At 29.2% G+C, this 14,415-nt stretch carries 16 protein-coding genes; 2 read left to right on the forward strand and 14 right to left on the reverse strand.

Going from position 1 to position 14,415, the window contains the following annotated elements; all coding sequences use genetic code 11:
• Window positions 1-156: 156 nt before the first annotated feature.
• The 6 genes from CLCHR_RS18540 to CLCHR_RS18565 form a co-directional block, all read right to left on the reverse strand.
• Window positions 157-687 (reverse strand): hotdog family protein, encoded by a 531-nt coding sequence (locus tag CLCHR_RS18540; protein ID WP_079441398.1) that lies wholly within the window; start codon window positions 685-687, stop codon window positions 157-159.
• Window positions 688-817: 130 nt separating this feature from the next.
• A complete protein-coding gene (locus CLCHR_RS18545; RefSeq protein WP_079441399.1) occupies window positions 818-1,450 on the reverse strand; it encodes a GyrI-like domain-containing protein in 633 nt (210 codons plus the stop codon).
• A 70-nt stretch (window positions 1,451-1,520) separates the two neighbouring features.
• Window positions 1,521-1,928 (reverse strand): VOC family protein, encoded by a 408-nt coding sequence (locus CLCHR_RS18550; RefSeq protein ID WP_079441400.1) that lies wholly within the window; start codon window positions 1,926-1,928, stop codon window positions 1,521-1,523.
• Window positions 1,929-1,989: 61 nt separating this feature from the next.
• Entirely contained in the window at window positions 1,990-2,430 is a 441-nt protein-coding gene (locus CLCHR_RS18555; RefSeq protein WP_079441401.1) for a YiiD C-terminal domain-containing protein, read from the reverse strand.
• A gap of 36 nt (window positions 2,431-2,466) precedes the next feature.
• On the reverse strand, window positions 2,467-3,468 hold the full coding sequence (locus tag CLCHR_RS18560; RefSeq protein ID WP_079441402.1) for an acyltransferase family protein: 1,002 nt from the start codon (window positions 3,466-3,468) through the stop codon (window positions 2,467-2,469).
• A gap of 111 nt (window positions 3,469-3,579) precedes the next feature.
• Window positions 3,580-3,987, reverse strand: a complete 408-nt coding sequence (locus CLCHR_RS18565) for a GNAT family N-acetyltransferase (protein WP_079441403.1) — start codon at window positions 3,985-3,987, stop codon at window positions 3,580-3,582.
• 225 nt (window positions 3,988-4,212) lie between these two features.
• On the opposite strand from CLCHR_RS18565, the gene CLCHR_RS18570 reads away from it, so the two are divergent.
• Entirely contained in the window at window positions 4,213-4,911 is a 699-nt protein-coding gene (locus CLCHR_RS18570; RefSeq protein ID WP_079441404.1) for a hypothetical protein, read from the forward strand.
• A gap of 740 nt (window positions 4,912-5,651) precedes the next feature.
• Here the strand turns inward: CLCHR_RS18570 and amrS are convergent.
• A complete protein-coding gene (gene amrS, locus CLCHR_RS18575) occupies window positions 5,652-6,638 on the reverse strand; it encodes an AmmeMemoRadiSam system radical SAM enzyme (protein WP_079441405.1) in 987 nt (328 codons plus the stop codon).
• A gap of 402 nt (window positions 6,639-7,040) precedes the next feature.
• Between amrS and CLCHR_RS18580 the strand changes: the two genes are divergently transcribed.
• Window positions 7,041-7,595 carry a manganese efflux pump gene (locus CLCHR_RS18580; protein WP_079441406.1) on the forward strand — a complete coding sequence of 185 codons (555 nt, stop codon included), beginning with the start codon at window positions 7,041-7,043 and terminating at the stop codon, window positions 7,593-7,595.
• A 211-nt stretch (window positions 7,596-7,806) separates the two neighbouring features.
• Here the strand turns inward: CLCHR_RS18580 and lon are convergent, their stop codons facing one another.
• The 7 genes from lon to CLCHR_RS25515 form a co-directional block, all read right to left on the reverse strand.
• Complete coding sequence (lon, locus tag CLCHR_RS18585) at window positions 7,807-10,182, reverse strand: endopeptidase La (protein WP_376747026.1); 2,376 nt, start codon at window positions 10,180-10,182, stop codon at window positions 7,807-7,809.
• 130 nt (window positions 10,183-10,312) lie between these two features.
• Complete coding sequence (locus tag CLCHR_RS18590) at window positions 10,313-10,876, reverse strand: TetR/AcrR family transcriptional regulator (protein ID WP_079441408.1); 564 nt, start codon at window positions 10,874-10,876, stop codon at window positions 10,313-10,315.
• A gap of 112 nt (window positions 10,877-10,988) precedes the next feature.
• A complete protein-coding gene (gene amrA / locus CLCHR_RS18595) occupies window positions 10,989-12,395 on the reverse strand; it encodes an AmmeMemoRadiSam system protein A (protein WP_079441409.1) in 1,407 nt (468 codons plus the stop codon).
• Between the two features lie 28 nt (window positions 12,396-12,423).
• Complete coding sequence (locus tag CLCHR_RS24930; protein ID WP_169896845.1) at window positions 12,424-12,579, reverse strand: hypothetical protein; 156 nt, start codon at window positions 12,577-12,579, stop codon at window positions 12,424-12,426.
• Between the two features lie 114 nt (window positions 12,580-12,693).
• Window positions 12,694-12,834: a hypothetical protein gene (locus CLCHR_RS24935; protein ID WP_169896846.1), complete on the reverse strand. Its 141-nt coding sequence runs from the start codon at window positions 12,832-12,834 to the stop codon at window positions 12,694-12,696.
• Between the two features lie 256 nt (window positions 12,835-13,090).
• Window positions 13,091-13,567, reverse strand: coding sequence for an N-acetylmuramoyl-L-alanine amidase family protein (locus CLCHR_RS18600; RefSeq protein WP_079441410.1), 477 nt, complete (start codon window positions 13,565-13,567; stop codon window positions 13,091-13,093).
• A 119-nt stretch (window positions 13,568-13,686) separates the two neighbouring features.
• Window positions 13,687-13,932 carry a tautomerase family protein gene (locus CLCHR_RS25515; RefSeq protein WP_079441411.1) on the reverse strand — a complete coding sequence of 82 codons (246 nt, stop codon included), beginning with the start codon at window positions 13,930-13,932 and terminating at the stop codon, window positions 13,687-13,689.
• Between the last annotated feature and the right edge of the window lie 483 nt (window positions 13,933-14,415).

Raw genomic sequence — 14,415 nt, forward strand, 5'->3', positions numbered from 1 at the left:
TTAATAAAAAATACCCTATAAAATAGTTTTCTATCTTATAAGGTATTCTTTTTATTTATATAAACTAAAAAAAATTTATTCAGTAATAAAACTTTCAGACCTAAAATTACTATAAAACCTCCCAGATTGCACAGTAAATTGTTAATTCACTTAGTACTATACTGTGGCCTGAAAACACAAAAATCCATTACTAAATCCTTTTATTGTATTTTCTTCTCTTAAAATATACACAGGATTATCCCCATATACAGGATGAATGTATTTGATTTCTATTTCATTTACCTTTGTTGTGTTACAAAGTTCTTTTAATATAAATAGCCCTTGAACAACTGGATTGTCAGTTAAATGTATTGAATTTGTATCTCCTGTAGTATGACTAAACTCAGCAATCTCTTCCTTTGAAAAACTGCGCCACAAAACTCCTTGTATTTCGGACGTGTCTGATTTCATTGGTTCTTTTGCGCCTATATTCATCATCAAATATACTGTCAATTTTTCTATAATTTCTGTGTCATTATATCCTATGCACTCAATTATACAAAGTTTTTTGTTATTCTTTATAATTTCATTTTTAAAGCTCTCACTATTTGTTGTTTCATTAAATCTTTGATATTTTACTTTTGCAATAAATGCTCCTTCATAAAAAAAATCTTCTCCTGTCGCAAAAGCTGTAAATAAACTTATCATATTATCTCTCCTTAAAATCCACAAGATGTTATAATTTATCTGTTCCATAAATTAATTTCTTGTTATTGATCTTTCTTATGATAGTATAACATATTTTCCCATGAACCTAATATAACTATGTCTATCAATACTAATATTTATCTATATAATTAACTTTGTAGCGTAAAATAGTCTTCAACTTCGATGGCTCTACCCTTCTGACATCAGAAATATATATTTCTCTATGTACCTTTGATACTCTTTCAAGATTATTTAAATCACAAAATTCTTCCATCTTTTCAAAGCTCTTTGGTTCATCGTCATAAGAGCCATTATGCAGTATCTGAACACATACCCCGTCCTCTATACTATCAAATATAATACGCTCTAATAGAGGATGTGGCTTTTTCCTTTTAACAATTTCTAATGCTTTCATAGCAATTTCTTCCGTTACAAAATCTGGCTGTCTAATCATAATCGTATAAATCAATTCATTCTTGTCTAAATTGTTTTTTCCTCTTCCTTCTTCACTAATATCCCATATACCTTCCAAAGGAAAAACTGTATAATCAAAATATCCTTCGGGTACAATTCCGCTTTTGGGCATCATCTTCACTGCATAAGAAAGAGAATATAGAACTCCTATCTCTTCAGAAAAACGTTCATTGTTTGGATTTCCTTTTCCTTTAATCATAAAGAATTTAAAATTTGGTATTGTTATTAATTCAACTTTGCTCTTAGGCATGTAATATTCTTTTGCTTGCTTCTTCCACTCATATTTCATTAATATATCCCTCCAATCATATTCAAAATATATCATATTGAATATGACAACAGCAGGTCATATTAAACCTCTATATTTTATTTTTGTCCCTTATTTCAACTTCAGTACCTTCAGGTGCTTTTATCTTAAATAGAAAGCTATCTTCAACTTTATAAATAATTTCATTGTTTTTAAGCTTGAAATTATCGTAACCTAAACTTTTAATTCTATTGAATTCTTCATTCACATTATCTACTAAAAAGCACATATGTACTATTCCTTCATTTAACTTATTCCATTTAATCAAAGTATCTTCTTTTTTACTAGTTTGAAGTTCAATCATAAATTCACCAAGCTTTAACCAAGTATTAAAATCTCTTCCATGAAAATCTTTAGTTTCTTGTACAACTTCAAATTCTAAAATTTTCGTATAAAACTCAAGGGATTTTTTATAATTACTAGTTTGAATACAAACATGATGCATACTTTTAATTCCCATTAATTTTCCTCCATAAAATTCTTACTTATATTGTTCACCGTCAACAATTATTTCTACTTATCTATTTAAATGCCACATATTGTCCTTCATATTCAGCAAAGATTGTTTTATCATCCTTTATAGAAACTTTAAGATTCAATCTGCTCTTTTTATGCCTATTATATGTTTCTAAAAAATCCTTTCTACTTTCTTCATTAGACAATTCACATTCTGCAATAAAGTCTTCACGTATAGGTGCTAAATAATTAACGTTGCTTTTTTTAATTACTATATGAACCTCTGGATCTATTTCCTTAATATTTATAAATACCATCGCCCAACCACAAATAGTCATTAGAGTATTAATACTTCCTCCAAATGCTGTTCCTTTATGATTTATATTAGGTTCTAATTTAGCTGATACTCGAACCTTTGATGGCGTAAATTCTACAACCTTTAGCCCCATTGCCTTTGTTATTGGTATCTTTTTATTTAAAAATTCCTCAAATTCCTGTTTATTCATTATCGTGTCCTCCCAACTCTACCTTTTTCAAACCTATTAAAATATCAGTTTTTTTATAAATGTACTCTCTATTACTTTATAGAGTATCATCGTTACAATTAGTGTAAATATTCCTACTATAAAAGATTCAAATACAGAATAATAAATACCAACTGATTTAAAAAAATACGATATATCTGTACAAAAGATTGGTTCATGCAATAAAAATATGTAAAAAGAATACTTACCTAAATATTGTAGTATTTTATTTTCTTTTATTCTTATAACAAAAAAATAATATGCCATTACGGATAATGGCCATAATATAAATTTCTTTAAAGGGCCAGCTACGTAATCAATAGTGTTAAATGTTATTGCTAGTGTTATTACTATATATGCAGCTATTATTATGGTATCAAACTTCATAAACTTATTTTTTACATCATACTTACAAAAAATTAATCCCATATGAAAATATAAAAGATAATATACAAAATCAAATGGATGACTAGCTAATAAATCAATGAACCATGATAGAGAGTATTGGGTTATTACTATTCCTAAAATAAACAAACTCCTAATTCTTTCATCTTTAATCATCTTATATAATATTGGATATACCAGCAATATTACAATATATAATGGTATATACCACAATTGATATGCAGCATTATAGCCAATAAATATTCTTAAAAAACTTTTGCACAAATTTATTATATTTATGTGCTCAGCATTAGTTATAATATCCTTAATGAAAAAGGTTATACTAATTACCAAAAATGGTTTTATAACTTTATTTACTCTTCTCTTAATAAATTCCTTATAAGGTTTATTCGAATCATTTAAAGCATATTTATATCCAGCTATAAATATGAACATCGGTACAGCCCCATGGATAAGGTTGTCCACTAATCTAGTTGAATAATCTACTTTCTCAAAAGAATCCATATGTAAAACACTTAAAAGATAGTATGATGTAGCATGTATGAGAACTACAAATATAATAGAAAGTCCACTTAAGCTCTGCAACTCAGGAACCCATTTTTTTACTTTATCCATAATTTCCTCAATTCTTTCATTAATATATTATTTTTTATTGTGCCTTATAGTTTAGTAAAATCCTTAAGATTCATTTTCTATCATAAATTATTAAACATGAGATTCATAAAATTACTCACTTCTCTTTTTGCACATAAAGCTCGTACTATCTTTTTCAAACCCAAACTTTTCATATAATTTGTGAGCATCTTCTGTAATTAAAAGCCCTAATAAGGATTTTGAGCTGTTATCATCACAAATTTCCTTTATAAGCTTTTTGCCTAATCCTTTTCTTTGAAACTTCTCATCAATAATAACATCACAAATATAAAAATTCGTAGCATAATCTGTTATAACTCTTGCAAAACCAACTTGTACATCATCATAATATGCACCATAGCAAACTGAATTTTCCATAGATTTCAAGATAGTTTCCTTGTCCCTCTTACTTGCCCAGTAAGTCATTTTTAATAATTCACATATTCTATCTATTTGTAATAGATTTTTATCTTTACTTATTAAGCACTCATTTAAATTCATAGCATGTCCCCCTTAGTTTGAATGTTAGTATTCAATTCTCTACTAAATCTCATAATTTTATTGATAAAATGAATGATATTTAATATATTATAGGCCAATTACCATAAGAATACAAATGATAATATCTTTACATATTCGTACAAATTCTTTAAACTGGATATTGTTATTTATTAGGCACAACCAAAAAAATTTCATGTGCCTTAAAACTATCTTAAAGGAGACATCATGAAGAATTTTAAACACTATTTATTTGTATCATTTATTTTATTTTTTTTATCATTTGTAATGTTCCTTATTCATTATTTAATGTTTGGTCAATTAGAAAACACTGAATATTATTCTTTAATGAACCTATGTTTTATTCCAATAAACATACTTGCAGTTACACTTGTATTTGAAAAACTTGTTGAAAGACGTGCGAGGCTTGAGCGTTTAAGTAAGTTAAATATGTTAGTTGGACTATTTTTTAGTGATATTGGTTTTACGCTTTTAGAGATAATTGCTGCTGGTGATGAAAAAATTAAATTGCTAGATTTAGACTTTACTGATCTAAAAACCTCTAATTTGAAATTTAAAAATCATAGTCACGAGATTAATTTCGAAAAAATAGATTATAGTAGGCTTGAAAAACTCGTTGTGGAAAGTAGGGACATTCTCACCAACCTAATAAGTAACGAAAATGTTCTAGAACATGAGACTTTTGCGGATTTACTTATGCCTCTAATGCATCTAAGAGACGAGATTATTTTCTTGCAACATAAAGAACTAACTAGAGATGATATCCTTCACATTAAGAATGATATCTGTAGAGTTTATAAAGCACTAACGTTGCAATGGACATGCTATCTTTCTCATTTAAAAGAATTTTATCCTTACCAATATAGTGGAGCTATTAAATTTAACCCATTTTCACTTAATAAATAATAATGCATCAAATAGATAAACATACTAAAACTTAGTTTTGTGATAACTTACCGAAATAAGTGACATATTGTGTTTCGGTTTCTAGGCATTTCGATGGATGATTCTACGACTAGAAGTTGTACCCACAATGCTTGCCTCAACGAGAAACGTTGAACAAGCATTGTGGAAATTTTAAAGGAAACTCGACTCACTACGTTCACTGAGTAAGTTCAATTTACCAAATCATAGATTTGGAATTTCACTTAACAATCATTATCATCAAAATTCCAATGAAACACTGCAAACAATATGTCACGTATTTCTATTAAAGTTATACATTCAAACTTAATAAGTATGGATAGTTTGATAAAGTCCTTTTATGCCTCAGTATATAGAAAATCAAATGTCCATTTTATTGAGTTATAGTGGGATAGCATGCGTGAAATTATGGTTAATTACATCTTCCTATATTTCTGCATATATATAGATACCCAAAGCATGAATTTGGTTTATGCTTTGTAATACTTTCCATATCAGAAAGAGAAGGTGCTCTTTTTCGTAGTGTTGCATTGAAAAAATGACTGTAGGTATTTCTTCAGTAAAAGTTGTTCCAGTTCTGCTTGTCATTAGCTCGCCTAAGGAACAAGCAGGATTGGTGCAACTTTTAATGATAGAAATCCACAGTTATTTTTTTTAGCAACCGAGAAACAGAGCACCTTCTCTTTCGGTTGGTTATTGCATAAGTCTAAGTTATAGTTTATTTAGACTATTATATTGATCTCTTCACCACATTTTTCACATTTATTACCGCTTATAAATACTTCTGTAGAATATCCTGTTCTTTTAATAAGCAGCTTATTGCAATTGTCACAATAAGTGTTATTGTCTACACCTTGAACATTTCCAACATAAACATGCTTTAGATATTTTTTAGCTTCATTTTGTGCATTAGTTATTTTTTCTACATTGGTAGCGGCATTCTCCATTTTATATCTTGGAAAATATCTACTCAAGTGAAGAGGTATGTTTTCGTTAACGCTAGCGATAAACTCAGCAATTTGTCTGGCCTCTTCTAAAGAATCATTCTCTTCACTAACAAGTAATGTTGTTATTTCTATATGACACTGATTATTACACCTTTTTATAGTTTCCAAAACTGGTTCTAACTTTGCTCCGCAAATATTGCTATAGTACCTATTTGTATACCCTTTTAAATCTATATTCATTGCATCAACATAAGGAAGAAGTTTCTTAAGCGGTTCTTCATTAATGTAACCATTAGTCACAACTACAACACTTGTATCAGGATTGTTTTCTTTTATTTTCTTAGCGGAATCATACATATATTCATACCACATAAAAGGCTCATTATAAGTAAACGCAACTCCAACATTGTTCTCAACTGATGGAATAATTTCAATTAGCTTTTCTATACTTATATATTGAGTTTGCGGTTTTCCTTGAGATATTTCATGATTTTGACAGAAACTGCAAGTCATATTACACCCGAAACTTCCAATAGATAGAATATTCTTTGAAGGCCTAAAATGATATAATGGCTTTTTTTCTATTGGATCAATGCCTATAGATGTGACTTCTCCATAGTTAATAGCTGTAGGTACACTATCTTTTATAGTTCTAACTCTACATATTCCAAATTTATCTTCATCTATTATGCAGTTATGAGGACATACTCTACATCTAATCTTATCTTTATATTCTTCATAAAATGGTATCTTTGCATTCATATTGTTCACCTTCTTTAACTATATAATCTATAGTTTGTTCCTTTACACTAATTAATATTTATAACATACTATGTCATCTTGCATATAATATATCAAGTGAATCTTAGTTGAACTTATACCCCGTCCAGGAGCGTGCAGCCGTTATCTCCCAGTTAAGCAGATAAGTAAAAGTCCAAATCTATGATTTGATGATAGTCGCTTACTCTGTGAGTGCCCCTATGTTTCATATATTTGGAGTGTTACGGATGCTAGCTATCGGATAAAAAGCATAGTATTGCATTCTCAAAAAGCAATAAGTTGACTTACTCCCCTCAAATTTCTTTTTTAGAGATTATTCTACTTAAGGCATATTCAAAAAGATAACAAGTCAAATTGCCTGAATTATTTAAGGGGGTGAAAACTATGCAACTAATATATTTATTCGTTATAGCAATTCTTAATAGTATCGACAATATTGGAGTAGGAGTAGCGTATAGTGTAGCTGGTATAAAAGTTAATCTGGCTAAGAATTTGATAATATCATTTCTTGCTTTTTTAGTCTCATTCTTAGCTTCTTTATTTGGTCAATTTATATCCAATTATTTTAATGATACCGAATGTTCTATCATAAGTATGTTACTTTTAGTTGTAATGGGTATAAGAATGATATACACATCGATTCATAGTAAAAAAAGTTTTGATTTAGACAATACTCATGTCAGGGAATTAGGATATAAGGAAGCCTTATCTGTAGGTATTGCCCTTGCATTAGACGATATAAGCAGTTCAGTCAGCTCTGCATTAATTGGATATAATGCATTTATGGTGTCTTTCCCTTATTTTATAATTAGCTTAGCTATATTCTTTTCTGGTAACTTTGCATTAAAATTCATTACAAAATTAAATATAGGGAATAAACCAACTATATTTGCTGGTATATTAATGATTATAATAGGTATATCTCAATTTTTTGATTAAGATTATATTATTTATAAATATTAATTTGGATTTTTTCAATTATGTCCAAAATAGAGGTTTAACTGATTTCAAAAACTAATTTCAGTTAAACCTCATTTTAATTAACATGTACTATCATAAATAAAAAGGAGCATCCTTTTAGATACTCCTTCTTAATCAATTAATATAAAATCTTATCTAACTAATAGTTCCATTTATCTTTATAGAACTATTAGATTTGGTTTAAATTAAAAGTTTCTTGTGCAAAATTCGGATTAAAAACATGTTCTGCTTTTGGTAATGATATACCTAAAGTCTCTTTAAGAACATCCTCAACTGTCTCTACAGCTAGAATAGTTAACTGATTTTTAACTTCTTCTGGAACATCTTTTAAGTCGATCAAGTTATCCTTAGGAATTAAAACCTTTGTTATTCCAGCTCTTTGTGCTGCTAATAATTTTTCTTTTAATCCTCCAATAGGAAGAACTGCTCCTCTTAAGGTAATCTCTCCTGTCATAGCAAGTTTAGAATCTACTTTTATACCTGTAACAAGCGATGCAAGTGCAGTAAATAATGTTATTCCAGCTGATGGACCGTCTTTTGGAGTTGATCCTGATGGAACATGGATATGAAGATCTTTTTCTTTGAAGTTTACAGCATTCATTGGTAATCTTGATTTTAGTAAACTTAATGAAATCTTCGCTGATTCCTTCATTACATCTCCCAATTGACCAGTTAAAGTAACTTGTCCATTTCCTGGCATATCAGTGGCTTCAATGAAAAGTATTTCTCCGCCTACAGGTGTCCATGCGAGTCCTGTTACAACTCCTGGTGAATTATCTTGTTGTGCTTTATCATGACTAGAAACCTTTCTTCCAAGTATTTCTTCTAAATCATCTGCAGTAACCTTAAATGGTAACTCCACTTTATTTGATACAATTTTTTCAGATGCAACTCTTGCAAGGGTCGCTAATTGCTTTTTAAGCCCTCTCACACCAGCTTCTAGTGTATATTCGCTTATAATTCTTTCTAAAGCTTCATCTTCCACAACTAACTGAGTATTATTTAATCCATGTTCTTCAAGAACGGCTGGAATTAAATGATTCTTTCCAATATGGAACTTCTCATTCATAGTGTAACTAGAAATTTGAATTACTTCCATTCTATCTAATAGAGGTCTAGGAATTGTATCTAAAGAATTCGCTGTTGCTATAAAGAACACATCTGATAAATCATATGGTAAGTCTAAATAGTGATCTGTAAAAGTATTATTTTGCTCTGGATCTAAAACCTCTAATAAAGCGCTAGCTGGATCTCCATTATAACTTGCCATTAACTTGTCTACTTCATCTAAAATCATAACCGGGTTTGTTTCCCCTGCTTTCTTAATTGTTTGAATAATTCTTCCTGGCATTGCTCCAACATAAGTTCTTCTGTGTCCTCTAATTTCTGCTTCATCACGTACACCACCAAGACTTAATCTTATATACTTTCTATCAAGGGCTTCAGCAACACTTCTACCTAAACTTGTTTTTCCTGTTCCCGGAGGTCCAACTAATAATAAAATAGAACCTTTCTTATCTTTTTTAAGCTGCATTACTGCTAAATGTTGAATTATTCTATCTTTTACCTTTTCAAGACCATAGTGCTCATCATTTAAGATACGTCTTGCTTCCTCTAAATCAATAAGTTTCGGTTCACTCTTTTTCCAAGGAAGTTGAACTAATAAATCCAAGTAGTTTCTTATAACATTATATTCTGAAGTGTTTGGACTTTGACTTTCTAACTTGCTCAATTCTTCCAATGCTGCTTCATTTATCTCATCTGGCATTTGAGCTTCTTGAATTCTATTAAAATAATCCTTGTCCTTTTTAGTCCCTTGGCTTTTTCCTTCATTCAATTCACTCTGGATAGCCTTAAGTTGCTCTCTTAATACTGATTCTCTATAATTCTTATTTGCTTTTTCAGTAAATTTTTGTGCTAATTCAAATTGTAATTTTAATGCTTCTTTTTGTTTTAATAGATAATCCATAAATTTAAGTCCTCTATTTTTTAGAGATTGAGTTTCTATTAATTCATATTTTTCTTCGTTTGAAAGAGGCATAAAATGTGTTAAATATCCCATAAGTTTATTCAAATCTCTTAGGTTTTCTATTGTCTTCATGAAATCTCCTGAACCTTTGAAATTTTCACTAATTTCATTAGTAACTTTCTTAATATATTCTACCATTTCCTCTTGGCTCTTATCTGAAATATCAATAACATCAGGTGCAAACTCGAATTCTACATTGATAGAATCTTCCTCAATATCAAAGGATTTAATTTCAACTCTATCTAAAACTTTAATTTTTATTTGATATCCTCTTTCTGTTTTTTCAATTTCATTTACTTGAAATGAAACTCCAACTTTATGAAAATCATCTTCCTTTAACTTACTTTGACCAAAGCTTTGTTTTAAAGGTAATGCAATATTAACTTGTTCTTCTTCAGCTAAATTTCCAATTTCTTTTTCGCTAAATCTATTTAATTTTAATGTGTGAATCATGCCTGGTAATAGCACTATGTCATAAATTGGAATTACTATTCCTTTATTATTTGTATTAATCATATTAATCATCCTCTCCTTAATCAAATCTTATAAACGAATGCTCATTTAAATATTTGTTCAATATTAGCGAGATACTTTTTGCAATTTTTTGCTTACAAACTTCTCTCGCTTTAATTCTTTTGATTACAGTTTACATTAACAAAGCATTCTGTATAATTTTAATCAATTCTTTAAGTAACTCATCTTTCTCATTTTCTTCAATGCATTGATTAATTGCAATTGATTTTGCTGGATAAAAAAGTAGTGCTCTTAAATTATCGTTTTGAAAGTTTTTGAATACTTTTTTTTCCTTCATTCCATCCAAGAAATCATTAAGATTATTTATTCCTTTTCTTGTTAAACATTGATTAGATAAAGCTGGACAGTTTGAAAATTGATCTACGAAATGAAAAATCTCACTGTGCTCTCTAATGTATATATAGTATTCTTCAACAAGCACTTCTATTAATTGTGGTCCATCCATGTAATCACCGAGCTTATTAAGAACATAATTAAAAATTTCTTCACTATACTCCAGGTATATATCCTGTAACATTACCTCTTTATTTTCATAATAAATATAAACTGTTGCTGGAGAAACTCCTGCTTCCTTTGCAATTTTTGAAATGGAAGTACCATGGAAACCTTCTTTAAGTATCAGCTTAATTACGGCTTCTTTTATGCTTTTTTCCTTCCCATCATCTTTCCTTCTCATTTAAACACCTCTATTATATTTCTATAATAAACGAACATTCTTTTATTGTCAAGAGGTGTTTAACTTTTTTTATAAATTAATGTTTAAATATGTCAATATATGATTTTTAAACTTAATCCTCTTTATACCTTACAACCTCAAATCTTTTTATGTTATAGTCATCATCAAAATCTATACCTGCTTTATCACAAGCAATTTGTAACTGTTCCTCTACAGTATCTACACCTTCAAGATCTGGTAATAGCAATCCGCGTCTCACACCAGAAGACACAATAACTCCATATCTTTTAGGATCTAAATCTTCTTTGCTACATGGCTCTGAATCCATAAGCACATCTACGGATATATCAATCTCATTCATCTCATCTTCTAAAACTTCTGGAAATCTTGGATCATGCATCGCAGCCTCTATAGAATTTCTGATAATTTCTTCTCCAACTGAATTTGTAGTAGGTGATATAGTACCTATACATCCTCTAAGATTACCAAATTTTTTTAAAGATACAAAAACCCCATGTTTTTCATTCAAAAGCTCATCTGGTAAATTTGATGTATCTTCTAAACTTTTTCCATGAGAGAAATAATGATTTAAATTTTCCCTAGCGAGTTTTACATAAGGGTTGTTACCACTTAACTTTCTTTCAAGTTTCTCTTCCTTATGCTTTATCAATTCTTCTAAATAGTTCTTCTTAGCTTCTTGCCTTTTTAGTTTCATTACTCCATAACCTACGCCAAATGTTCCTTCATAAGATAATAATTCCCCTTTTATTTCTTTCCCTTCCATAGCGCCAAGAAGTATATATACAGAATTTAGTCCACATTGCCCTGCTTCTTCAACCATAGTTTTATTCATATTAAAAGCTTCTAGTACATCGCCTCTTTCAAGATTATATAAAAGCTCACGATCAAACTTCTCTCCATATGGTGAATATGAATAAGGACCTTCATTCCTAAGCTTATGAGATAAATCCCCACTTGCTATTACTATTGCCTTTCTATTTAATTCTTCTGCCACCCTTTTTACTTCCATACCAAATTTATATAAGTTAATATCTCCTATCATTGAATATGTAATATGGACTAATTTATATTCATTATAGTATTTATTTATAAAATACAACGGAACAATCGTGCCATGATCTAATTCATAATCTACATTATACCTTTTTAATAAATCGGTAGTCACAAGAACAGATGGAATTCCTTCTAAATGACAAGCTGTTCCAAGCTTAATATTAAACTCTTTATCTATGGGCATATCCATTTTTATATTAGTACACCTAAACTGACTTAAATCTCCAGAAATTCTTTCTTCATCAGATATAGCTATAGCATCTGAAAACATTGTAGCATGTGGGGTTATAATTATAATTGTATCTGGCTTAATATCAGCTATCTCCCGCCCTATTTGATTACATGCTAAACTTGTATCCTCTATTTTTTTCTCTTCTCCTTTACCTATGTCTGGAATAATTATCGGTGGATGCGGCATTAAATAATAGCCTAATATATTCTCCATTTTCTCACCTCTTAGCCATTTAATTAATCTACTCTATATCTCTAGATTTTTCATGAGCTCTAACCTTTTCTAAATAATCTTTTTGCTCCACTATATTTTCTTCAAAGTTTTCCACTGCATGCTTAGTGAAATTTCCCACTCTCATTATATTACTAAATTTATCTCCATTATTATTTCTGCTCACAGTAAATACCTCCTTAATATTAATCAAATTATTAAAATCAATTTAGTTTTAGATAACAATATCTATACATTATTATTTCAAAAGGATACAATTTTATTAGTTATAAAATTACTCTTATTTTCTATCTTTTTCAATCTTTTCATTATCTTTTTTTACAACCATTTCTCCAGAATAATGAAAATTCTGAATTGTAGTAGTTAAATCACTGCCTAAACTACTAATACTCTTATCTTTATCATACGGCTTATTCTTCATAACCTTACACTCCCTTGTTTTAATTAATCAAGTTTTTATATAAGTTCCTTAAAATATAAGTGTATATTTTAAAATCCCTTATACATATTAGTATGCACTTTTGAAAAAATAAAATTATAGCAAAATGTTCCATAACATCCTGATACTCATGCTCATACGATAGTAAAAAGAGACCCTGAATAGCTCTATTATTATCTTTTTACTAATAATACTGCCCACAATTTAGTTGGCAGTATTATTAATATAATTTGATATACTATTTTTTATTTATGCTTCCTTCTTTCCATGCTCCATCCGGCCCTAAATAATATGAACCAACATATACATCCTTAACCATTACTCCAGAAGTATTTAAGTAATATAGATTACCATTATACTCAAGCCACCCAGTTATCATTTCCCCAGAACTATTTAAATAATGCCATTTTCCCTTCTCTTCGATCCATCCTGTTAACATCTTTCCTGTCCTTGGATCTAAATAGTACCATTTTCCCTCACTTTTAATCCAACCTGTTTTTATCATCCCATTATCATCTAAGTAATACCAATTACCCTTATCTTTGCACCACCCAGTCTGTATTGAAGGCCCGCTATAGTAACGCCAGCTATTATTACTATTGGTCCACCCATTAGTTTCTCCGTAAACTTCTAGTTCATTAAATACTCCAAAACACCCTATGCTTAAGAATATTAACACAATAATCATTAAGTTTTTAACAAAAATGTTTTTCATTATCTTTTCATCCTTTCACTTAATAAAATTTATCCCATGTAATATTCTTATTAACATAATATAGAAAATAGAATCAGAAAATACATACATAAAAAGAACGTAGCATTGGTTTTGCTACGTCACTTCAATTCATCTTCACTTGGCTTATATCCAGGTCTTTTATACAAGCTTTTTTCATTCTCAATAATATCTTTTTTGTATACTTCTTTTGCCCAATCATCACGTGAAATCTCCTCAATGGCAACAGAAATACTACTTTCACTCAAATTTAAGCTTTCTGAAACTACTGAAGTAATTTTTTCCGCAAGATTTATCTTTTGATCCTCACTTCTTCCAGGATAAAGCTTTACAACTACATGTGGCATAATACTCCTCCTCTGTAACATTATATTTAATATTATCATATTTCATAATAACTCAACAATAATTTATTAAATTTTATAAATTATTCTAGCTTATTTTACTTAATTTATATTATTATATTTATAGATTTATTTAATTAATTTATTATAGATATAAGAATTAGAAATTCTGCTTATATTTAGAATAACTATCACTACGCATTAAATTTAAGTGTATCACTATACTAGAAATAAGTAACATATTGTTTGCAGTGTTTCATTGGAATTTTGATGGTAATGATTCCCGACTAGAGGTTGTTCCACAATGCTTGTTCAACGCTTGTCGTTGAGGCAAGCATTGTGGGTACAACTTCTAGTCGGAGTCTGTCAAGATTTTTGTGTAAACTTCAAAAAGTAATATGATCATTTGGTAAGGTTGGAGGTATAGTTTAGACTTCCAACCTTTATTTTATAAATGTTGAATATTATTACATTACTTATGTATAG

The organism is Clostridium chromiireducens, assembly GCF_002029255.1.
GTDB lineage: Bacteria > Bacillota > Clostridia > Clostridiales > Clostridiaceae > Clostridium > Clostridium chromiireducens.

Bases quoted from the DNA above. Each gene is read 5' to 3' on its own strand.
- CLCHR_RS25515 (WP_079441411.1), bottom strand. From the start codon at position 13,932: ATGCCACATGTAGTTGTAAAGCTTTATCCTGGAAGAAGTGAGGATCAA.
- CLCHR_RS18570 (WP_079441404.1), top strand. From the start codon at position 4,213: ATGAAGAATTTTAAACACTATTTATTTGTATCATTTATTTTATTTTTT.
- CLCHR_RS18550 (WP_079441400.1), bottom strand. From the start codon at position 1,928: ATGGGAATTAAAAGTATGCATCATGTTTGTATTCAAACTAGTAATTAT.
- CLCHR_RS24935 (WP_169896846.1), bottom strand. From the start codon at position 12,834: ATGAAGAATAAGCCGTATGATAAAGATAAGAGTATTAGTAGTTTAGGC.
- CLCHR_RS18545 (WP_079441399.1), bottom strand. From the start codon at position 1,450: ATGAAATATGAGTGGAAGAAGCAAGCAAAAGAATATTACATGCCTAAG.
- lon (WP_376747026.1), bottom strand. From the start codon at position 10,182: ATGATTAATACAAATAATAAAGGAATAGTAATTCCAATTTATGACATA.
- CLCHR_RS18540 (WP_079441398.1), bottom strand. From the start codon at position 687: ATGATAAGTTTATTTACAGCTTTTGCGACAGGAGAAGATTTTTTTTAT.
- CLCHR_RS18600 (WP_079441410.1), bottom strand. From the start codon at position 13,567: ATGAAAAACATTTTTGTTAAAAACTTAATGATTATTGTGTTAATATTC.
- CLCHR_RS18580 (WP_079441406.1), top strand. From the start codon at position 7,041: ATGCAACTAATATATTTATTCGTTATAGCAATTCTTAATAGTATCGAC.
- amrA (WP_079441409.1), bottom strand. From the start codon at position 12,395: ATGGAGAATATATTAGGCTATTATTTAATGCCGCATCCACCGATAATT.
- CLCHR_RS18565 (WP_079441403.1), bottom strand. From the start codon at position 3,987: ATGAATTTAAATGAGTGCTTAATAAGTAAAGATAAAAATCTATTACAA.
- CLCHR_RS18555 (WP_079441401.1), bottom strand. From the start codon at position 2,430: ATGAATAAACAGGAATTTGAGGAATTTTTAAATAAAAAGATACCAATA.
- CLCHR_RS18560 (WP_079441402.1), bottom strand. From the start codon at position 3,468: ATGGATAAAGTAAAAAAATGGGTTCCTGAGTTGCAGAGCTTAAGTGGA.
- amrS (WP_079441405.1), bottom strand. From the start codon at position 6,638: ATGAATGCAAAGATACCATTTTATGAAGAATATAAAGATAAGATTAGA.
- CLCHR_RS18590 (WP_079441408.1), bottom strand. From the start codon at position 10,876: ATGAGAAGGAAAGATGATGGGAAGGAAAAAAGCATAAAAGAAGCCGTA.